Consider the following 20826-nt stretch of genomic DNA (forward strand, 5'->3'; position numbering starts at 1 on the left):
AGTGCGTGTCCGAAATCCCAATAAATACGGGCTTGTGGTGGATTATGGCACTCGGCAAGATTGCTGGGACGTGGACGGTGATCCCGTCCGATCGCAGGCGAGACAAAGGACGCCGGATGACCCAGGCCGACGCGGTGGCATCTCTCGTGGAGCGCAGGTTAGGCCGCGCTCTCGATCCCGACCTCAACTTCTTCGAAGCGGGGTTCGACTCGCTCGCCCTGGTCGAGCTGCACGAGGAGATCACCGGCACGCTGGGCCTGAAGCTGCCGGTCACCGCCATGTTCACCCACCCGAACCTGCGTGCGCTCGCGAACCTGATCACGCAGGGCGAGGCGCCCACCAGGCAGGACGGCGGCGCCCCGCGCCGCCCGCTCGGCGGCAGCCGCCGCGACGTGCGCGCCAGGATCCGTGAGGACGGTCGGTGACCTCGCACGATCAGCCCGTCGCCGTGATCGCGATGGGACGTTTCCCGCTGGAGGTGGGCGCGGCCGAGGAGGCCGGGCACGATCCCGGGGCGCAGGCCGTCCGGCTGTACGGCGGGGTGGGCAAGGCCTGCTCGGCGCTGCTGGCCGGGGAGTGCGAGCTGGCCGTGACCGACGCCGGCGAGCTGCCGCCGGGCACGCTGCGCGGCACCCTGGTCCTGCGGCTGCTCGACCGGGCGTTGCTCGACGGAGACCTGGTCCACCGGGTGATCTGGCCCGACGACCTTGAGGTCGAGGACGGCTATCCGCAGGTGCACGCCCCGGGCGACGGCCGCCCCCGGGTCGTGGTGTGGTCCGGCCGTACCCGCGAGGAGGCCGAGTCCGTACGGCGGAGCCTGGCCGGCTTCTTCGCCGGGCTGCCGGAGGACCGCTACGCCGACGCGGCCGGCACCCTGCAGCAGGGACGTGTCCACCACCCCGTGAGAGGCGCGGTGGTCTGCCGCAACGCCGCCGAGGCCGCTCTCGCGCTGGGCCGCGAGCACACCTACGAGCAGGGGCCGGTGCACCTGTCCGGCTCCGCCGAGGCGTCCGGCCTGTACGGCGTGGAACGCGTGTTCACCGAGGCCGTGGACGTGTGCGAAGAGGCCCTAGAAACGCGCGGCGTCGAGGCGCCACCCGGCTTCACCGCCGCGTACGGGCTGGCCGCCACCCTCGCCGCCTGGGGCATCCGGGCGCAGGCCCCGGACCCGGCGCTTCTGGCGGGCGACCGTCCGCTGGAGGACGTGCTCGGCACGCGGGAGACGGCCGGGACCGAGATCACGGTGGGCGGCGACCTCGCCGGGCTGCTGGCCGCCGTGGCCAGGTTCTGGACGGGCGGCGGCCGGGTGGACTGGGCCGCGCTCGACCCTGATCACCCGCTGCAGCGCGTGCACATCCCGCGTCCGCAGCCGGAGTTGCCCGCCCCGGTGGAGGAGCCGCGTCCGCTGTCGGCGGTGCCGTACTCGTTCTGGGTGCTGGAGCAGCTCGCGCCGGACAGCGGCGTCTCGAACCTGGCGGTGGCGCTCAGGTTCGTGACACCGCTGCGCAGGCTGCCGCTGCAGATCGCGGTGAACCGGCTGATCAAGCGGCATCCGGCGCTGCGCCTGCGGTTCCCCGTGGTGGACGGGACGCCCGTCAGGCACCTGGTGGCGCCCCAGGACGCCCAGCTCAAGGTCGAGACGCGGGCCACGACGGAGGAGACGCTGGTCGCGGACCTGCGGTCCTTCCTGGACGAGCCCTTCGACCTGGGCCGCGACCTGCTCATCAGGGTGGGACACTTCACCCTGCCCGACGGCGCCGGGACCGTGGTGTGCCTGGCCGGCCACCACATCATCATCGACGGCACCTCCATGCAGCTCCTGGTGGAGGAACTGGGCCGCTTCTACGACAGCCAGACCGGGCACGGCACGCTGCCCCCCGAGCTGGCGGGGCCCGCGCCGATGCTGGAGCCGGTGGAGCCGTCGGAGGAGTCGATCGGCTACTGGCTGGACCGGCTCGACGGCGTCGACCCCAACGCCATGGTGCTGCCGGGGAGCAGGCACTCGCCGGGCCGTCCGACGTTCGCCGGTCACACCTGCTCGTGGCAGGTGGACGACGAGACGGTGGCGGCCCTGGACGACCTGCGGGCCAGGCTGCGCACCACCGGCAACATCGTGCTGGCCACCGCCTTCCTGCTGACGTTGCGCGGGCACGGCGCCGGTCCTGACCTGGTGATCGGCATGCCGGTCAGCACCAAGACGGGCGAGGAGCACCGGCGCGTCGGCTACGCCGTGAGCACGCTGCCGCTGCGCGTCCACGTCGAGCTGGACGACGACTTCGAACAGGTCGCCAGGCGCGTGGAGGAGGCGTTCGCGGACGGTGTCGAGCACGCCGGCGCCTCGGTGGAGGCGGTGCTGACCCGCCGTGGGCACGGCACGGACGACTGGCGGGTCCCGCTGTTCCGGCACATGTTCAACTACCGGCCCTGGAGCGACGAGAAGGTGCACGTCCAGGGCGAGGTTCCCGGGTACGTCGACAACCTGATCGACCGCAGCCGCCTGGACATGCAGTGCAACGTCATCCAGGAGCCGGGCCGGCTGACCGTCCGCATGGTGCACAGCACCGAGGTGCACGACGAGGACGAGATCGCGGCGTTCACGGCCAGGATGTGCGCCGTGGTGCGGCGGGCGGCGCGCGGCCGGGTGCCGGACGTGCTCTCGCCGGCCGACCGGGCGCTGCTCGACCGGGTCAACGACACACGCCGCGACTGGCCCGGCACGCTGGCCGGGCGCATCGTGCCGGGCCCGGCCGTGGCGGTCCGCGAGGGCGGCCGCGAGGTCGGCTACGACGAGCTGCTGGGGCGCGCGGCCGCGGTCCGCGACCTGCTGCGCGAGCGAGGGGTACGGTCCGGCGACGTCGTCGCCCTGGCCCTGGGCCGCTCGGCGGACCTGGTCGCCGCGGTGCTGGGCGTGTGGCAGGCCGGAGCGGCGTTCCTGCCGCTGGACGTGCGGCAACCGGAGTCGCGCCTGGCCTACCAGGTGGCCGACTCGGGTGCGCGGCTGGTCGTCGGGGCGGGCACGCCGCGGTGGGCGGGCGACACGCCGGTCACGCCGATGCCCGGCACGCTGGGGGAACCCGTACCGGTCGAGGCCGGAAATATCGCTTATGTCATCTACACGTCCGGTTCCACCGGGCGGCCCAAGGGTGTGCAGGTCACGCACGGGAACCTGACGAACCTGGTGCTCGACTTCGCCGACCGGCTGGGCGCGCCCACCAGCGTCCTGTGGTCCACCACCACCTCCTTCGACATCTCCTGGCTGGAACTGCTGTTGCCGCTGGCCTCCGGAGGCACCGTGGTCGTGGCCTCGGACGAGGACCAACTGCAGCCGGGCCGGTTCCTGGAGCTGATCGCCGACACCGGCGTCCAGGTCGTACAGGCGACGCCGACCGCGTGGCGGCTGGTCGCGCCGGAAGCCCGGCGGGAGCTGGCCGGGCGCACGGTGTTGTGCGGCGGCGAGCCGATGCCCGCCGCCCTGGCCAGGGACCTGCTGGAACTGGGCTGCCGGGTGTTCAACGTCTACGGGCCGACGGAGACCACCATCTGGTCCACCGCCGCCGAGCTGCGCGAGCCGCCGCTCGATCCGGTCCCCGCGGGGGAGCCGCTGGCCAACACCCAGATCTTCGTCACCGATCCCGCGGGCCGCGAGCTGCCGCCGGGCGTGCCGGGCGAGCTGTGCGTCGCCGGTACGGGGGTCAGCGCGGGCTACCTCGACCGGCCCGAGCTGACGGTCGAGCGCTTCGGGCAGCACGACCGGTACGGCAGGTTCTACCGGACCGGCGACCGCGCGCGCATCCGCCACGACGGCACGCTGGAGCTCCTCGGCCGCGACGACCGGCAGATCAAGCTGCGCGGCCACCGCATCGAGCTCGGCGAGGTCGAGGCGGCACTGCACGAGCACGACGCCGTGCGGACGGCCGCGGTGATCCTCGACGGCGACCCGCAGACCGACGGACGGCTCGTCGCCTTCGTCGAGGTCACCGGCCAGGCCGCCGAGGAGGAGCTGTGGCGCTTCGCCAGGACGCGGCTGCCCGACTACGCCGTCCCCACCCGCTATCTCGTCACCGACAGGCTCCCGACCACCGCCAACGGGAAGATCGCCTATCGCGAGCTGGTGGTGCCCGCCGATGACGGCGCCCCGGCGCGGGAGGCCGGCGACGGGCTGGTCCAGCAGGTGGTGGCGCTGTGGCGGGACGCGCTCAAGCGGCCCGGCCTGGGCCCGCACGACAACTTCTTCCTCAACGGCGGCCACTCCGTGCTGGCCGTGCGGCTGATCGGGCCGCTGGAGGAGCTGGCGGGGCGTGCCGTCTCGGTACGGGCCGTGTTCGACCATCCGACGCCGGCCGAACTGGCCCAGCATCTGGGGGAGGCCCGATGACGCCGTGGTTCGTCCAGGTCAAGGAGGGGGAACGGGCGCTGGTCGCCTTCCCGCACGCGGGTGGGGGGCCGGCCTCGCTGGGCGAGCTCGCCGGACACCTCCCGCCCGAGGTGGGCCTGTGGTCGGTCAACCTGCCGGGGCGGCAGGCCAGGCTCGCCGAAGAGCCGCGGACCGACCTCGACGGGCTGGTCGAGGACCTGGCGCGCGAGCTCGCCGGGTGGCGCGAGCCGTACACGTTGTTCGGCTACTGCAGCGGGGCGCTGCTGGCCTACCTCGTCGGCCTTCGCGTGGTCGAGCTGGGCGGGCGGCCGGAACGGCTGGTCGTCGGCTCGTTCGCCGCGCCGGACGTGACCCTGCTGCTGCGCCGCCTGCCGTCGTTGCCGTCGTGGTTGTTCTGGGAGCAGCTGATCGAGCTCGGCGGCGTCCCGCCGGAGCTGGCCGACCGGGAGGCGCTCTGGCCGGTGCTGGAGCCGGCGCTGCGCGCCGACTTCGGGCTGCTGGCCGGCTACCACCACCGCCCCGGGCCGCCGCTGCCGGTGCCCGTCTCCGTCCTGTACGGCGCCCGCGACGCCTCGCTGACCAGAGGCGGCCTGCTGGGCTGGCGGCGGCAGAGCGAGCACGGGCCCTCGCTGCGGGAACTCGACTCCACCCACTGGCTGGCCGAGGACACTCCGGACGTCCTGGCCGCCGCGATCTCTGAGGAGATGGGATGCGCCTCGGTTACAGCATGAGCTACTGGGGTGGCGCGGGCCTCGGCCCGGCCGACCACCTGGCGCTGGTACGGGAGGCGGAGGCCCTCGGCTATTCGTCCGTGTGGGCGGCCGAGACGTACGGGACCGACCCGGCCAGCTTGCTGGCCTGGATCGCGGGCCAGACCGAGCGCATCGCGCTGGGCACCGGCGTGCTCCAGATGACGGGACGCAAACCCGTGGTCGCGGCGATGACGGCGGCCACCCTCGACCAGCTCTCCGGCGGCCGCGCCCGGCTGGGCGTCGGCCTGTCCGGCCCGCAGGTGGTCGAGGGCTGGCACGGCGAGCGCTTCGAACGGCCGCTGGCCCGCGCCCGCGACTACCTCCAGGTGGTGCGCAAGGCGTTGCGGAGCGAGCCCGTACGGCACGACGGCGCCACGATGTCGCTGCCCCTGCCCGGCAGCGAGGGCAAGGAACTGACGCTGGCCGTCTCGCCGGTGCAGGAACGGCTGCCGGTCTACCTGGCCGCGATGGGCCCCAAGATGGTCGCGCTGGCCGGCGAGCTCGCCGACGGCTGGCTGGCCATCCACTTCCCGCCCGACCACCTGGCCGAGATGGCCAAACACCTGAACGGCGCCGACCTCGACATCGCGCCCATGGTGCTCACCCTCGTCGAGGAGGACCAGGAGCTGGCCTACGACATGATGCGGCCCATGCTCGCCCTCTACCTCGGCGGCATGGGCTCACGCCGGACGAACTTCTACAACCGCCTGGCCGCCACGCTCGGCTTCGAGCAGGAGGCCGCCCGCATGCGGGAGGCATTCCTGGACGGGCGGCAGGGCGAGGCCATGGCGATGTTGCCCGACGAGCTCGTGGACGCGATGACCATGTGCGGCCCCGCGGGCAAGGTGCGCGAGCGGATGGCGGCCTACCAGGAGGCGGGCGCGACCACGCTGATCGTCGGCCTGGTCACGCCCACCCGGCGGCTGCGCAGCCGTCAGCTGCGGCTCATTGCGAGTCTGGCGCCGGCATCCCGATGAGCTTGGCCAGCGGCGACCAGGCCATCGCCGCGATCGGCACCAGCTGGCCGACGGCGATGACCACCCACAACGTCGTACGGGTCCCCAGGGCGCCGGCCAGCAGGCCCGCGCCCAGGGCGCCCAGCGGGGCGGGGATCAGGCCCAGCGAGTAGATCGAGGCCACCACGCGGCCCTGGAGGTGCGGCGGGGTGATCGTCTGCACCAGCGTGGTGTTGGTGACGAAGAAGATCTGCGAGCTGACGCCGCTGACCAGCTGCGCGACGACCAGCATGGCCACCGACGCCCAGACCGGTCCGATGGCCAGCGGGATGAGGAAGAGCGCCAGGTTGCCGTACACCATCGACCACACCAGCACCTTGCCGATCGCGTAGCGGCGCATCACCTTGACGGCGACCAGCGCTCCGATGATCGCGCCCACGCCGCCGCCGGCCAGGATGCTGCCGAACCACGCCGCGGGCACACCCAGGTCGCGGATCACGTACAGGGCGTAGATCGAGTTCATCGAGCCCAGGATGAACAGCGAGTACACGGCCGAGGAGATGGCCAGCGGCCGGATCAGCTCGTGCCGCATCACCCAGCCCATGCCCTGCCAGATCGCCTTGTGCACCTGGCCGGGGGTGGTGTCGTCCGGCTCGGGGCGGGCTTCCGGCCGCTTGATCAGCGACACCGCCACCGCGGAGGCCAGGTACGACACCGCGTCGATGACCAGCAGCGCGGGCGCGGCGACCACCTTCAGCAGCGCCGCGGCCAGGCCGGGCCCGAACGTCTGGGCGGCCGACTCGGTCAGCTGCAGCTTGGAGTTGCCCTCCAGGAAGTTCTCCCGCGGCACCAGGAACGGGAAGTAGCTGCGGTAGGCCGTCTGGAAGAGCGTGCTGAGCAGCCCGAGGGCGAAGATGACGCCGTAGATCCAGGTCAGCGTGAGCATGTCGGCGAACCACGCGACGGGGATCAGCATCAGCAGCACGAAACGCGCCACGTCCGTCCAGATCAGGATGGGCCGCTTGCGCACCCGGTCGGCCAGCACGCCGAACAGGAGGAAGAACACCATCGGGAGCCGCAGCAGGAAGCCGACGACGCCCATCTCCGCCTCGGAGGCGTTCAGGACGGTGACCGCGATCACGGGGAACGCGAAGAGACTGATCGCCGAGCCGAACTGCGACAGGCTCTGGCCCGCCCACAACCGCAGGAAGTCGGGGTACTTCCAGAGGCTCGTCTGCTCACTGGTCGGGGATGCCATGATCCATCCACCTTCTGATCTCGGTGGCCGCTCCGGCGACCAGGGGTTCGTACAGGATCGGGACGCGTTCCTCGGGGATCGCGTAGTGGGCGAGCCGGCCCTTGGCGACTGAGGGCCAGCCGCCGTCCTCGGGGGTGGGCGCGAAGAGCGCGACGTCGCCGTCGTAGGGCTCGTGCCGGTAGCCGCCGACCGCGTGCGCGTTGGCCCGGAACACGGCCAGGTAGCGGCGTGCCTGCTCGACCTCGGCGGTGTCGGGCGCCAGCCGGTCGGCGGCCGAGGCGGCGCCCATGACCGCCAGCAGCCGTTCCTCCGGCGGCTGGGCGGCGAGTTCGGCCGGGTCCAGCCCGAGGGTCTCCTCAGGCCCGCCGGCCAGCGCGTGGAACAGCAGGACCGTGTCGTCCTCCAGCGACGCGCCGGCCACGGGCTCCTCGGCGTTGGCGTAGAGGAGCACGACGAGCGGCACCTGCTCGCCGCGCTCGCGCAGCCGCCTGGCCACCTCCAGGGCGATGTTCCCGCCGATGCAGAACCCGCCCAGCACGTACGGCCCCGACGGCCGCACCTCCAGCAGGTCGGCCACGTACGCGTCGGCCATCTCGTCGGGCGTGGCGTGCGGCTCCTCGCCGGGCACGAGCCCACGCGCGGCGATGGCGTACACCGGCTGGTCGGGGCCGAGGCGGCGGGCCAGCGGGTGGTAGCGGAACACCTGGCCGCCGAGCGCGTGGACGAAGAAGATCGGCGTACGGTCGCCGTCCGGGTTGAGCGGCACGACGTGGCTCGGCGGCGCGAGGTCCTCGGGCTGCCGAAGCACCCTGGCCAGCGCGCTGATCGTCGGCGCGGTCAGCACGGTGCCGACGGGCAGGTTCCGTCCCAGCTCCTGGCGGATGCGGGCGGCCAGCCGCAGGGCGCTCAGCGAGTGGCCGCCGAGCTCGAAGAAGTCGTCCAGGATCCCGGCCGCGGGCACCTTCAGCACCTCTTCGTAGAGCGTGGCCAGGCGCGCCTCCACCTCGTCGCGCGGCGGCACGTACGGGCGTCCGCCCGCCGCCTCGGGCAGAGGCAGCGCGGCCCGGTCGAGCTTGCCGCTGCGGGTGAGGGGGAGGGCGTCCAGGCGTACCCACCGGCGCGGGATCAGGTGGTCGGGCAGGAGGTCGTGGAGGTCGGGCACCTCGCCCACGACGTAGCCGACCAGGCTGTGCTCGTACGCCGTGACGGCCGCGTCGCGGACGCCCGGCTGCGCGCGCAGGACGGCCTCGATCTCGCCGGGTTCGACGCGCATGCCGCGGATCTTGACCTGCTGGTCGGTGCGGCCGAGGTATTCGAGTTCGCCGGTGGGGAGCCAGCGGGCGAGGTCGCCCGTCTTGTACAGGCGTCGGCCGCCGGGCGCGGGCACGAAGCGTTCGGCGGTGAGTGCCGGTTTGCCGAGGTAGCCGCGGGCGAGCTGGATGCCGCCGATGTGGAGTTCTCCGGGGGTGCCGATGGGGACTTCCTGGAGTTGCCCGTCGAGGACGTGCAGGGTGGTGTTGTCGACCGGCTTTCCGATGGGGACCACGGTTTCGCCCGGTTCGCAGGGGTGCCAGGAGACGTCCACGGCGGCTTCTGTCGGGCCGTAGAGGTTGTGGAGTCCTGGGAGGTCGATGCCGGGTGGGAGGGCTTCGCCGGAGCAGATGATCCGTTGCGGTGGCTGGATGTCCTCTTCTTCGAGGAAGGCTTGGAGCATCGAGGGGACGAAATGGGTGGTGGTGATGTTCTCGGTTTTGATGAGGTCGCGCAGGTAGGCGGTGTCGCGGTGTCCGTCCGGCCGGGCGATGACCATGGTGGCGCCGGTGATGAGCGGCCAGAACAGTTCCCAGACCGACACGTCGAAGGTGGTGGGCGTCTTGTGCAGGACGCGGTCTTGGGGGGTGAGCTGGAAGGTGTCCTGCATCCAGCGCAGCCGGTTGACGATGGCCCGGTGGGAGACGCCGACGCCCTTCGGTCGTCCGGTGGAGCCGGAGGTGAAGATGACGTAGGCCAGATTGTCCTCGTGCACCCGTGGCGGGGTGTGACCACCCCCGGCACCTGCGGCGGTGAGGACGATCTCGGCGCCCGCGTCGGCGAGCATGCCGCGCCGCCGTTCCTCGGGATCGGCGGGATCGAGCGGCAGGTACGCGCCACCGGCGGCCAGCACGCCGAGGAGCACGACCGGGAGGTCCAGCCCGCGTTCCATGCTGACGCCGACCGGCTGGTCCAGCCGCACGTCCAGCCCGGCCGCCACCGCGCGGGCCCGCTCGGCCAGCTCGCGGTAGGTGAGCCGGTCGCCCTCGAAGACGAGCGCCGTCGCGTCCGGCGTCCGTTCCGCCTGTTCGAAGACCAGCTCGTGCAGGGTTCCGCCCGGGTGGTCGTGCGCGGTGGAGTTCCACAGCGCGAGCAGGGCCGCGTCCTCCGGCGAGATGCCGACGTCCCCGGACAGCGCGCGGACGTAGTGATCCCGGATCGCCGCGATCTGGCCGGCGGGGAACTGCGTGGTGTCGTAGGAGATGGTCAGCGTCAGCCCCTGGCCGGGCGTCCGGACGAAGGCCGCGCTGAAGGCGAAGTCGGTCTGCTCGAAGAAGTCCTGGCCCTCGATGGGCGTGGCGGCGGCGCCGCGTACGTGGAAGTCGCGGAAGTCCACGTGCGTGTCCAGCAGGCGGGCACGGCCGCTGGCCCGCTGGATCTCGAAGAGCGGGAAGTGCCGGTACGGCAGCGCCGCCACCTCCGCCTGGAACACCTGCTGGACCAGGCCGGGAGCGTCGGCCCGCACGCGCAGCGGGACGGTGTTGAGGAACAGGCCGAGCACCTCGTCGCCCGCCTCGCTCTCCGGACGGCTGTGCGTGAGCATGCCCGTCAGGACGTCCGGATCGCCGGTCAGCAGGGCCATGACGCGTACGTGCGCCGCGAGCAGCACCGAGCGCAGGGGCACCCGGGCGGCGGTCGCCTCCTCGGTGAGCGCCTTCGCCAGGTCGCCGGGCAGCGCCGTGGCCAGCACCTCGACCTTGCGCGGCCCGCCGGTGGGGTAGCCGGGCATCCGGGGCAGCCGGCCCTCCGGCGCCTCGGCGATCGCCTCCCGCCAGAACTCCGCGGCCTCCGGCCGGGCGAGCGCGGCCTTCTCGGCCGCCACCAGGTCGCGGAAGCGCGCCCCCGGCGGCTCGACCGGCAGCCCCGGTGTCGCGTAGCGCGCCAGCAGCTCGCTGACCAGCCTCGCGACGCTCCACCCGTCGAGGATCGCGTGGTGGAAGTAGACGGTCAGCGCGAACCTGCCGGCCTCGGGCCGCACGTGGACGCGCAGCAGGGGAGCCCGCGACCAGTCGAAGGGCCCGTACTCAGGCTCGCCGTCGGAGACGGTCAGCGGGATCTCCGCGCGGTCGTGCACGAGCTGGACGGGCTCGCTGAACCCGGTCAGGTCGAACGAGGTCCGCAGCACCTCGTGCCGCGCCGACAGCTCCTCCAGCGCCCTGACCAGCGCAGCTTCGTCGAACGTGCCGCGCAGCGTGAGCGTGGTGTGGTCGTGGAAGGTCACGCCGTCCAGCTCGCTGTGGTACAGCATCCCCGCCTGGAGGGCGCTGAGCGGGTAGGCGTCGATGATCATCGCGTGAGCCTCTCTCTGTCCGCCAGGCTGAGCAGGTCGAAGGCTCCCGCCGCGGTTTCCGGTACGGCCTGCCGCGGCCGCAGGACGGCGGCCAGTTCGGCGACCGCCTGGTGGGTGAACAGGTGTTGCAGTTCCACGCCGTAGCCCATGGCGCGCAGCCGGGCCACGACCTTGAGACTGCGGATCGAGTCGCCGCCCACGGCGAAGAAGGTGTCGTGCCTGCCGACCCGGTCGAGGCCGAGAACCTCCTGCCAGACCTGCGCGACGGCGTTCTCCGCCTCGCCGCGCGGCGGCTCCCAGGGCAGGTCGGCCGGGCGGTCGGGGGCGGGGAGGGCGGCGCGGTCGAGCTTGCCGTTGGGGGTGACGGGCAGGCGGTCGAGCCGTACCCACGCCGTCGGGATCATGAAATCTGGCAGTAATTCGGACAGGTCGGGGGTGTCGCCGACGACGTATCCGACCAGGCGGCCGTCCACGAGCTTGGCCGCCGCGCCCGTGACGCCCGGCTGTTCGCGCAGGACGGCCTCGATCTCGCCCAGCTCCACGCGCATGCCGCGGATCTTGACCTGATGGTCGGTGCGGCCCAGGTATTCGAGCTCGCCCGAGGGCAGCCGGCGGGCCAGGTCACCGGTCCGGTAGAGCCGGCCGCCGCCGGGCGCGGGCAGGAAACGTTCGGCGGTGAGCGCCGGTTTGCCCAGGTAACCGCGGGCGAGCTGGATGCCGCCGATGTAGAGCTCTCCGGGAGTGCCGATGGGGACTTCGCAGAACTGCTCGTCCAGGACGTGGAGGGTGGTGTTGTCCACCGGCCGTCCGATGGGGACGGTCGGCTCGCCCGGTTGGCAGGGGTGCCAGGAGACGTCCACGGCGGCTTCTGTGGGGCCGTAGAGGTTGTGGAGTCCTGGGAGGTCGATGCCGGGTGGGAGGGCTTCGCCGGAGCAGATGATCCGCTTCGGTGGCTGGATGTCCTCCTCTTCCAGGAAGGCCTGGAGCATCGAGGGGACGAAGTGGGTGGTGGTGATGTTCTCGGTTTTGATGAGGTCGCGCAGGTAGGCGGTGTCGCGGTGTCCGTCCGGCCGGGCGATGACCATGGTGGCGCCGGTGATGAGCGGCCAGAACAGTTCCCAGACCGACACATCGAAGGTGGTGGGCGTCTTGTGCAGGACGCGGTCTTGGGGGGTGAGCTGGAAGGTGTCCTGCATCCAGCGCAGCCGGTTGACGATGGCCCGGTGGGAGACACCCACGCCCTTCGGTCGTCCGGTGGAGCCGGAGGTGAAGATGACGTAGGCCAGGTTGTCCTCGTGCACCCGTACGACGGGGCCCGGGGTCGTGTGCCCGTCCGCCGCCGTGAGCACCAGGTCGGCGCCCGCGTCGGCCAGCATGCCGCGCGTACGCTCCGCCGGGTGGCCCGGATCGAGCGGCAGGTACGCGCCACCGGCGGCCAGCACGCCGAGGAGCACGACCGGGAGGTCCAGCCCGCGTTCCATGCTGACGCCGACCGGCTGGTCCAGACGGGATCCCAGCCCGGCGGCGACGGCGCGGGCCCGTTCGGCCAGTTCGCGGTAGGTGAGCCGGTCGCCTTCGAAGATGAGTGCCGTCGCGTCCGGAGTGCGTTCCGCCTGTGCGAAGACCAGCTCGTGCAGTGTCCCGCCGGGATGCTCCCGGGTGGTGGAGTTCCACCGCGCGATCTGCTCCCGCTCCTCGGCCGGCAGGATGTCCAGACGCCCCACCGGCAGGTCGGGCGCCGCCACCACCGCACGCAGGAGGGCGCCGAACCGGCGTGCCAGCCGCTCGATCGTCTCCGGCCGGAACAACTCGGCGTTGTAGACGAAACGCCCCGCCAGCAGGTCACCCCGCTCGGCGGCGTAGAGCTCCAGGTCGAACCGGGTGGTCGTGCTGTCCGGCTCGAAACCCTCGCCGCCGTCGCGATAGGTCTGCAGCGCGAACAGCACCTGGACCAGCGGCGGGCGGCTGACGTCGCGTTCGGGGTCCAGCTCGGCGACCAGCTTCTCGAACGGCAGCTCCTGGTGGTCGTAGACCTCGATCGCCCCGTCCCGCGTACGGCGCAGCAACTCGGCGAACTCGGGATCGCCCGCCAGCCGCGCCCGCAGCGGGAGCAGGTTGACGAACAGCCCCACCATGTCCTCGAACTCCGGCCTGGTCCGCCCGGCCACCGGCGAACCCACCGCGAAGCCGGTCGTACCGGACCAGCGGGCCAGCAGCACCTGGAAGGCGGCGAGCAACCCCATGTAGAGCGTCGCCCCCTCGGCCCGGCACAACTCGCGGAACTCCGCGATGTCCAGCTCCAGGTCGTGCCAGCCGCCCCGGAAGCCCTGCCGAGGCGGGCGCGGCCGATCCAGGGGCAGTTCAAGGACCTGCAACCCGTCCAGTTCGCCGCGCCAGAACGCCAGGTCGCCGGCCAGCCGCGCGCCGCTCAGCCGTTCGCGCTGCCAGGACGCGTAGTCGCCGAAACCCAGCCGGGGTCCGTGCTGCGGCGGTTCCAGGAGTTCGCGGAGGATGAGGTCGGCCGACCAGCCGTCGGCGACGATGTGATGGACCGCGACCAGCAGCGCGTGGTCGTCGGGCGCCAGCCGTACCAGTGTGGCGCGCAGCAGCGGGCCGGTCGCCAGCTCGAAGGGGAGCGCGGCGTCGGCGGTGAGCACCTGCCGGGCCGCCGCCTCCGTCGGCGCGTCCACGACGCGCAGCGGGACGCGTACCCGCTCGGCCACCCGTACCTCCGGCCGCCCGTCGGGGCCGGCCGGGAAGGTCATGCGCAGGCTCTCGTGCCGGGCGACCACGGCGTCGAGCGAGCGCCGCAGCCGTTCGGTGTCGAGCGGGCCGCGCAGCCGGGCCGACACGGGCAGCACGTACGCGCTCGTCCCGGGGGCGAACTGCTCCATGAACCACAGCCGCTCCTGCGCGAACGACAGCGGCGGATCGCCGCCCCCGGCACGCCGCGGGATCTCCTCGGCGTCGCCCAGGCCCGCGATCGCCTTGCGGAAGCGCGCCTCCACGCGCGCACGCCGCTCATCCACGCTCGTCGGCCTCCTCGGCCAGGTTCTCCAGCGCCGCGGCCAGCAGGCGTGGCGTCGGGTGGGTGAAGGCCAGCTTGAGCGGCACCTCCAGCTCGATGGCCGCGGCGATGCGGGCCGTGGTCCTGGTGGCCAGCAGCGAGTGGCCGCCGAGCTGGAAGAAGTCGTCCAGTACGCCGACCCGCTCCAGCCCCAGCACCTCGGCCCAGACCATGCAGACGAGCTCCTCGGCCGCGCCGGCCGGCGGCTCGTACGCCGTGGTCCGCGTCTGACCCGGCTCGGGCAGGGCCTCCCGGTCGATCTTGCGGGCGGGGGTCAGCGGGATGCGATCGAGCGTGACGACCACGCTCGGCACCATGTGCGGGGGCAGCTCGGCGGCCAGGTGATCGCGTAACCCGTCGCCGCCGTCGTGCACGGCGTACGCGATCAGGCGGTCGTCGCGGACCACCACGGTGGCCTGCCGTACCGACGGGTGGGCGAGCAACACCGATTCCACCTCGCCCGGCTCCACGCGATACCCGCGCACCTTCACCTGCCGGTCCAGCCGGCCGAGGATCTCCAGGCTGCCGTCCAGGCGGAAGCGGGCCCGGTCGCCGGTGCGGTAGAGGCGCGAGCCGTCAGGGCCAGGGACGAAACGCTCGGCCGTGAGGGCGGGCGCGCCCCGGTAGCCGCGGGCCAGGCCGCTGCCGCCGATGTGCAGCTCGCCCGCGACGCCGGGCGGAACCGGCAGCCCGTCGGGGGCCAGCACCTGGAGCGTGGTGCCGGGCAGGGCGACGCCCACGGCCGGACGGCGCAGCGCCTCGGCGGGGTGCATCTCGGCGGTGGCGGCGATGATCGTGGTCTCGGTGGGGCCGTAACTGTTGATCAGGCGCACGCCCGGGGGTGCGGAGTCGTACCAGGCGGCCAGGGCGGGGCCGGGCAGCGGGTCGGCGCCCAGGATGAGCAGCCGCAGGCCGGACGGCCACGCGACGCCCATGGCCACCAGCTCCTGCCAGTACGACGTGGGCAGGTCCAGCACGGTGAGCGCCGAACCCTCCGGGGTCTTCAGGAAGTCCGGCAGCGGCTCGTCCGGGCACAGGACGAGCTCGGCGCCGGCGGCCAGCGCCGGGTAGATCTCCTCGGCGTGCGTGTCGAAGCTCGGCGAGGCGAACTGCAGGACGCGGTCGCCCGGCCCGAGCTCGTAGTGCTCCCGCATCCAGCCCACCCGTGAGGCGAGCGCCTCGCGCGGCACCTCCACGCCCTTGGGACGTCCGGTCGAACCCGAGGTGTAGATCACGTAGGCCAGCGAGCCCGGCGGGGTGACCTGGGGTGCGCCGCCGACGCGGGACGTCGGCTCGCGCAGGCCGTCCTCGTCGAGCACCAGGCCCGCGCCCGCGTCCGCCGCCATCCACCGCAGCCGCTCCGGCGGGTAGGCCGGGTCGAGCGGCAGGTACGCGCCGCCCGCCTTGCCGACCGCGAGCATCCCGGCGATCAGCTCCACCGAGCGCCCGGCGCGCAGGCCCACGACCGTGTCCGGGCCGACGCCGGCCTCGGACAGTCGCCCGGCCAGCGCGGTGGCCATGGCGTCCAGTTCGGCGTAGGTGACCCGGCGGGCGCCGTGGCTCACCGCCGGGGCGCCGGGCGAGAGCCGTACGCGCTCGTGGAAGAGGTCGAGCACGTCGCGCGCGGGCGGTTGCGGGTTGTCGAGGGCCGGCGGCCGGTCCTCGGGCAACATCATCGCCGCGCGCAACGCGGACAGCGGCGTGCCCGGGTCGCCCGCGACCGTCTCCAGCACCCGTTCCCAGCGCCGCAGCAACCGCGTCGCGGTCTCCTCCTCGAACAGGTCGCTGGCGTAGGACAACATCGCCCAGAGCGAGCCGTCGAACTGGGTGATGTCCAGCATCAGGTCGAACTTCGCCTGGGTCGCCCCCGGGTCGAACATCTCCACCTCGATGCCCGGCAGCGGAAGGGCGGAGGCAGCCTTGTCCTGAATCACGAACATCGCCTGGAACAGCGGCGTCGTGCTCAGGTCGCGGCGGATGCCGAGGTCGTTGAGCAGGCGTTCGAACGGGATGTCCTGGTGCGCGAACGCGTCCAGGACCGTCGCCCTGGTCCGCGCGAGCAGCATGCGGAAGGACGGGTCGCCGGACAGGTCGCCGCGCAGCACCAGCGTCTCGGGGAAGAAGCCGACGACGTCGTGGAGTTCCGGGCGGTCGCGTCCGGCGATGACCGAGCCGACCGTGAGGTCGTTCCTGCCGCAGTGAGCCGCCAGCAGGAGCTGGTAGGCGGCCAGCAGGACCATGAACAGCGTGCCGCGCTCGTCCCTGGCCAGCTGCTCCAGGCGGGCCGTCAGCTCGGGGCCGACGCGGCGCGCGCAGTAGTCGCCACTGGGCACCCGTACGGCCGGCCGCGGCCGGTCCGTGGGCAGGTCGAGCGGCTCCACGCCGTCGAGCTGGGCGCGCCAGTAGTCCAGGGACTTCTGCGACGGCTCGCGGCCCCGCTGCCAGGCCGCGAAGTCGCGGTAGTCGACCGAGGGAGCGCCCAGCCCGGCCGCGTTCCCGGCGTAGCAGGCGGCCAGCTCGGAAAAGATGATCTTCAGGGACCAGCCGTCGGCCACCAGGTGATGCAGGACCAGGCAGAACACGTGATCGGTCGCCGACAACGTGATCAGGTGCACCCGTACCAGCGGGCCAGTGGCCACGTCGAACGGCGTGTTGGTCAGCTCGGCCACGAGCGCCGTGGCGCGCGCCTCGCGTTCGGACGCCGGCAGGTCCGCCAGGTCCACCAGCACCGGATCGAGCTTCAGCTCCGGCTCGACGACCTGGACCGGACTGCCTTCCATGGCGGGGAAGCGGGCCCGCAACATCGGATGCCGGGCCGCCACGGCGGTCAGCGCCGCAGCGAGGTCCTGGACGGACAGCTCGCCGCGCAACCGCTGCACCATGTACATGTTGTAGGAGGCGTCGGCCGGGTCGAGCTGTTGCAGGAACCAGAGCCGCTCCTGCCCGTAGGAGAGCGGCGCCGGCGCGTCCGGATCGCTGCGCGCGGGAATGCCGGTGGGCCGGGCCTTCGGCTGCCGCTGGAGCCTGCGCTCCAGCGCCGCACGCTGTTCCGGGCTGAGTCGGGCGAGCCGCCCTCGCACCTCGCTCATCCGTCCGCGTCCTCCGCCAGGAGATCGTCCAGCTCGACGTCGCCGAGCTGGAGTTCCAGTACGGCCAGCGCGTGCTCGGTCACCGTGGTGAGCTCGAAGCAGACCCGCAGGTCCATCTCGATCCCGTACTCCTCCCGGTACCTGGTGATCAGCTGGACGGCCAGCAGCGAGTGCCCGCCGAGGGCGAAGAAGTCGTCCTCGACGCCGACCCGGTCACGGCCCAGCAGCTCGCCCCAGAGCGCGCACAGCTCCTCCTCCAGCGGCGTCTCCGGCGCGACGTAGGTGGTGCCGAGATCGCCGCGACCGGGCCCGGTGGGCGGCGGCAGCGCGGCGCGGTCGAGCTTCCCGCTCGGGCTCAGCGGGAACTCGGCGACCTGCACGAACGCCTGCGGCACCAGGGCCGGCGGCAACGTGCGCGCCAGCCCGGTACGCAGCTCGTGCGAGAGCCGGCTCGCCTCGCCCGTCCAGTCCACGTAGGCCACCAGCCCGGGGCCGCCCGGCGCGTCGTCGCGCAGTGCCACGACGACCCGGCGCACCCGGGCGTCCTCGGCCAGCGCCGCCTCGATCTCGCCCAGCTCGACCCGCCAGCCGTGCACCTTCACCTGGTCGTCGATGCGGCCGAGGAATTCGATCTCCCCGTCGGCGCGCAGCCTGGCCAGGTCGCCGGTGGCGTACAGGCGCGCGCCCGGCGGCCCGTACGGGTCGGGGACGAAGCGCTCGGCCGTCAGCCCCGGCCGCCCCGCGTAGCCGCGGGCCACCTGGACGCCGCCGATGTGCAGGTGACCGGGCACGCCGACGGGCCTCGGCTCCAGGTGCTCGTCCAGGACGTGCAGGCGGCAGCCCGGCATCGGACGGCCGATGGGGATCACCGTCTCGCCCGGCCGGCAGGCGTGCCAGGAGACGTCGACGGCCGCCTCGGTGGGGCCGTAGAGGTTGTGCAGCTCCACGCCGGGCAGGCGGTCGAAGAAGCGGGCCGCCAGCCTGGGCGGCAGCTCCTCGCCGCTGCACACCACGCGGCGCAGCGACGTGCACGACTCGATGTTCGCCTCCTCCAGGAAGAGGGCGAGCATCGACGGCACGAAGTGCATCGTGGTCACCGAATGCCGCTTGATCAGGTCGCGCTGGTGGCTGGGGTCCCGGTGGCCGCCCGGCCGTACCGGGACGAGGCAGGCGCCCTGCAGCAGCGGCCAGAAGAACTCCCACACCGACACGTCGAAGCTGGTCGGGGTCTTCTGCATCACCACGTCGCCGGCCGTCAGCCCGAACGTCTCCTGCATCCAGGCGAGCCGGTTGACGATGCCGCGATGGGTGTTGACCACGGCCTTCGGCCGGCCGGTCGAGCCCGAGGTGTAGATCAGGTACGCGGCGTCGTCCGGTCCGGTCACCGGCTCCAGGTCGCCGGAGGCGAAGTCGTGGTCGTCCTCCAGCAGCACCGTCTCGATCGGCCCGCCGGGCACCACCAGGTGGCGCTGGGTGAGCAGGACCCGCGCGCCGCAGTCGGCGAGCATGAACTCCAGCCGGTCCCGCGGGTACTCGGGATCCAGCGGCACGTACGCGCCGCCCGCCTTGAGCACGGCGAGCAGCGCGACGACCAGCTCGGGCGAGCGTTCCGCGCAGACCGCGACAGTGCGGCCGCGTTCGACGCCGACCTCCCGCAACCGGCGGGCGAGCCGGTTGGCACGGCCGTTGAGCTCGGCGTAGGTGAGCGTGACCTCGCCGAAGACCACCGCCGGGGCGTCCGGGGTGGCGGCCGCCCGGGCCTCGATCAGCGTGTGCAGGGTTCCGGGCGCGGCCTGGGGCGCGCCGGTCCCGAGAGCCAGCACCCGCGCACGTTCCTCCGCGGCGAGCACGGGAAGCGTGGGCACCGGCCGGTCGGGGTCGGCGGCGGCCGACTCGACCAGCGTCCGCAGGTTCGCCTCGAAGCGTTCGATCGTCCCCGGATCGAACAGGTCGGTCGCGTACTCCAGCCGGGTGTGCAGCAGCCCGTCGCGCATGTTGACGTCGAGCTGGACGTCCACCTTCGCGGTGCCGTTGGCGATCTGCCCCTCGTTGGTACGGATGGCCAGGTTGAACATCACCTGGTAGAGGGGCGGCACGCTCAGGTCCCGGGTCGGCTGGAGATCCTCCACCAGCCGCTCGAACGGCAGTTCCTGATGGTCGAGCGCCTCGGCCACCGTCGCCCGTACGCGGACGGCCGCCTCGCGGAAGCTGGGCGCGCCCGACAGGTCCACGCGCAGCGGCACCGCGTTGACGAACATGCCGATGACCGGCTCGGTCTCGGGCAGCAGCCGTCCCGCGACGGGCGTGCCCACCACGATGTCGTCGATCCCGGACCAGCGCGACAACACGGCCGCGTACGCGGTGAGCATCACCGTGAACAACGTCGTGTTGAGCTCCTTGGCCAGCCGTTCCACGCCCGCCGACAGCTCGGGGGAGTAGGTGCCGAGCCGGATCCCGCCCCGATACGTACGGCGGGCCGGCCGCGGCCGGTCACCCGGCAGGGCGAGGTCGGCGGGCACTCCGGCCAGCCGCTCACGCCAGTGGACCAGCTCGGTCTCCAGGAACTCGCCGGACAACCTGCCGCGCTGCCACACGGCGAAGTCGGCGAACTGGATCGGCAGTTCGGGCAGCTTCGGCGCACGGTCCTCGCCGAGCGCGTCGTAGCACTCCTCCACCTCGTCCATGAAGACCATGGACGAGATGCCGTCGAAGATCGTGTGGTCGAAGACGATGGCCAGCCGCAGATCGTCCTCGGCCAGCTTGACGTGCCTGGCCCGGTACAGCGGCGCCCGTTCCATGTCGAACGGCAGCACCGCGTCCGCCTGGGCCAGGCGGGCCAGCTCCGCCTCGGCGCCGTCCAGCGGAAGGTGGGTCAGGTCCGTCTCCGTCAGGACCGTGGGCGGCGCGCCGGGGCTGACGAGCTGCACCACCTGCCCGTCCCGGAACTCGAACGTGGTGCGCAGCGCCTCATGGCGCCGTACGACCAGGTCGATCGCCCGTTCCAGCCGGCGCGGGTCCACCGGCTGCCTGGCCGCCATCGGCATGATCATCCCGATGTTGTAGACGGCCAGATCGGGCTCGAAGCGCGAAAGGAACCACATCCGCTCCTGGCCGGAGGACGCGGGGAAGGCATCACTCACTGTCCATGGCCTCTCGCAGGCTCTTCGGGCGCATGTCGGTCCACACCTGCTCGATGTGGCCCAGGCATTCGTCCTTGGTGCCGGAGAAACCGGCGTCGTACCAACCGGAGGGGTTGTCCCGGCCGGCGGGCCAGATGGAGTACTGCTCCTCGTCGTTGCGGACGACCTTGGTCTCTGCGCTCATGCGGAACTCCGGGGGAGACGGGGGATGGTCTGGGCGGCGGGCCCGGTGGCGGGGGCGGGCTCGGGGGCCGCGGCCGTGGCGGCGTCGATCAGGGCGGCGACCCCGGCCACGGTCGGCTCCTCGAAGAGGTTGCGCATCGGCAGCCGCACCCCCAGCTCCTTGCGGATGAGGGCGATGAGCTGGACCGCGATGAGCGAGTTGCCGCCCAGCTCGAAGAAGTCGTCGTCGACGCCGATGTGGTCGCCGCCGAGCACCTCGCCCCACAGGCGGGCGATCGTGGCCTCGGCGTCGTTGCGCGGGGCGACGTAACCCTCGGCGGGCGCCTTGTCCTGCCGGTCGGCGACCGCCGCCGGATCGAGCTCGGACTCCACGGTCTCCTGGGTCAGCGAGCCGACGCCGGCGAC

The 20826-nt window shown here is 72.8% G+C and carries 11 protein-coding genes (1 of these 11 only partly in view); 4 read left to right on the plus strand and 7 right to left on the minus strand.

Annotated elements, in window-relative coordinates; translation table 11 throughout:
• The first annotated feature begins 116 nt into the window (after positions 1-116).
• Genes DMB42_RS13945 through DMB42_RS13960 form a run of 4 tightly spaced genes read left to right on the plus strand, consistent with a single transcriptional unit; the run spans position 117 to position 6104 of the window.
• Complete coding sequence (locus tag DMB42_RS13945; protein ID WP_185844643.1) at positions 117-425, plus strand: acyl carrier protein; 309 nt, start codon at positions 117-119, stop codon at positions 423-425.
• Positions 422-4375: a non-ribosomal peptide synthetase gene (locus DMB42_RS13950; protein ID WP_185844644.1), complete on the plus strand. Its 3954-nt coding sequence runs from the start codon at positions 422-424 to the stop codon at positions 4373-4375. Before DMB42_RS13945 ends, DMB42_RS13950 begins: the two co-directional genes overlap by 4 nt.
• Positions 4372-5106 carry a thioesterase II family protein gene (locus DMB42_RS13955; protein ID WP_125634475.1) on the plus strand — a complete coding sequence of 245 codons (735 nt, stop codon included), beginning with the start codon at positions 4372-4374 and terminating at the stop codon, positions 5104-5106. Before DMB42_RS13950 ends, DMB42_RS13955 begins: the two co-directional genes overlap by 4 nt.
• Entirely contained in the window at positions 5085-6104 is a 1020-nt protein-coding gene (locus DMB42_RS13960; protein WP_125634476.1) for an LLM class F420-dependent oxidoreductase, read from the plus strand. Before DMB42_RS13955 ends, DMB42_RS13960 begins: the two co-directional genes overlap by 22 nt.
• On the opposite strand, the gene DMB42_RS13965 is transcribed toward DMB42_RS13960, so the two are convergent.
• The 7 genes in view from DMB42_RS13965 to DMB42_RS13995 are tightly spaced (each overlapping or abutting the next) and all read right to left on the minus strand, a layout consistent with a single transcriptional unit that may run on beyond the window.
• Positions 6073-7341 (minus strand): MFS transporter, encoded by a 1269-nt coding sequence (locus tag DMB42_RS13965; protein WP_125634478.1) that lies wholly within the window; start codon positions 7339-7341, stop codon positions 6073-6075. The two genes, DMB42_RS13960 and DMB42_RS13965, sit on opposite strands and share 32 nt — an antisense overlap.
• Positions 7322-10942, minus strand: coding sequence for a non-ribosomal peptide synthetase (locus DMB42_RS13970; RefSeq protein WP_125634480.1), 3621 nt, complete (start codon positions 10940-10942; stop codon positions 7322-7324). Before DMB42_RS13970 ends, DMB42_RS13965 begins: the two co-directional genes overlap by 20 nt.
• Positions 10939-13971 carry a non-ribosomal peptide synthetase gene (locus DMB42_RS13975; protein WP_125634482.1) on the minus strand — a complete coding sequence of 1011 codons (3033 nt, stop codon included), beginning with the start codon at positions 13969-13971 and terminating at the stop codon, positions 10939-10941. The genes DMB42_RS13970 and DMB42_RS13975 overlap by 4 nt, the downstream gene beginning before the upstream one ends.
• Positions 13964-17098 carry a non-ribosomal peptide synthetase gene (locus DMB42_RS13980; protein WP_125634484.1) on the minus strand — a complete coding sequence of 1045 codons (3135 nt, stop codon included), beginning with the start codon at positions 17096-17098 and terminating at the stop codon, positions 13964-13966. Before DMB42_RS13980 ends, DMB42_RS13975 begins: the two co-directional genes overlap by 8 nt.
• A complete protein-coding gene (locus DMB42_RS13985; RefSeq protein WP_125634486.1) occupies positions 17095-20238 on the minus strand; it encodes a non-ribosomal peptide synthetase in 3144 nt (1047 codons plus the stop codon). The genes DMB42_RS13980 and DMB42_RS13985 overlap by 4 nt, the downstream gene beginning before the upstream one ends.
• A complete protein-coding gene (locus DMB42_RS13990; protein ID WP_125634488.1) occupies positions 20231-20422 on the minus strand; it encodes an MbtH family NRPS accessory protein in 192 nt (63 codons plus the stop codon). The genes DMB42_RS13985 and DMB42_RS13990 overlap by 8 nt, the downstream gene beginning before the upstream one ends.
• On the minus strand, positions 20419-20826 hold the final stretch of the coding sequence (locus tag DMB42_RS13995; protein WP_125634490.1) for a type I polyketide synthase. 4992 nt of this gene lie beyond the right edge of the window; the window shows 408 of its 5400 coding nt (coding positions 4993-5400); its start codon lies beyond the right edge, outside the window; the stop codon is at positions 20419-20421. The genes DMB42_RS13990 and DMB42_RS13995 overlap by 4 nt, the downstream gene beginning before the upstream one ends.

Origin of the sequence: Nonomuraea sp. WAC 01424, assembly GCF_003947315.1 — a bacterium.
GTDB lineage: Bacteria > Actinomycetota > Actinomycetes > Streptosporangiales > Streptosporangiaceae > Nonomuraea > Nonomuraea spiralis.

Bases quoted from the DNA above. Each gene is read 5' to 3' on its own strand.
- DMB42_RS13970 (WP_125634480.1), bottom strand. From the start codon at position 10,942: ATGATCATCGACGCCTACCCGCTCAGCGCCCTCCAGGCGGGGATGCTG.
- DMB42_RS13965 (WP_125634478.1), bottom strand. From the start codon at position 7,341: ATGGCATCCCCGACCAGTGAGCAGACGAGCCTCTGGAAGTACCCCGAC.
- DMB42_RS13990 (WP_125634488.1), bottom strand. From the start codon at position 20,422: ATGAGCGCAGAGACCAAGGTCGTCCGCAACGACGAGGAGCAGTACTCC.
- DMB42_RS13945 (WP_185844643.1), top strand. From the start codon at position 117: ATGACCCAGGCCGACGCGGTGGCATCTCTCGTGGAGCGCAGGTTAGGC.
- DMB42_RS13955 (WP_125634475.1), top strand. From the start codon at position 4,372: ATGACGCCGTGGTTCGTCCAGGTCAAGGAGGGGGAACGGGCGCTGGTC.
- DMB42_RS13980 (WP_125634484.1), bottom strand. From the start codon at position 17,098: ATGAGCGAGGTGCGAGGGCGGCTCGCCCGACTCAGCCCGGAACAGCGT.
- DMB42_RS13960 (WP_125634476.1), top strand. From the start codon at position 5,085: ATGCGCCTCGGTTACAGCATGAGCTACTGGGGTGGCGCGGGCCTCGGC.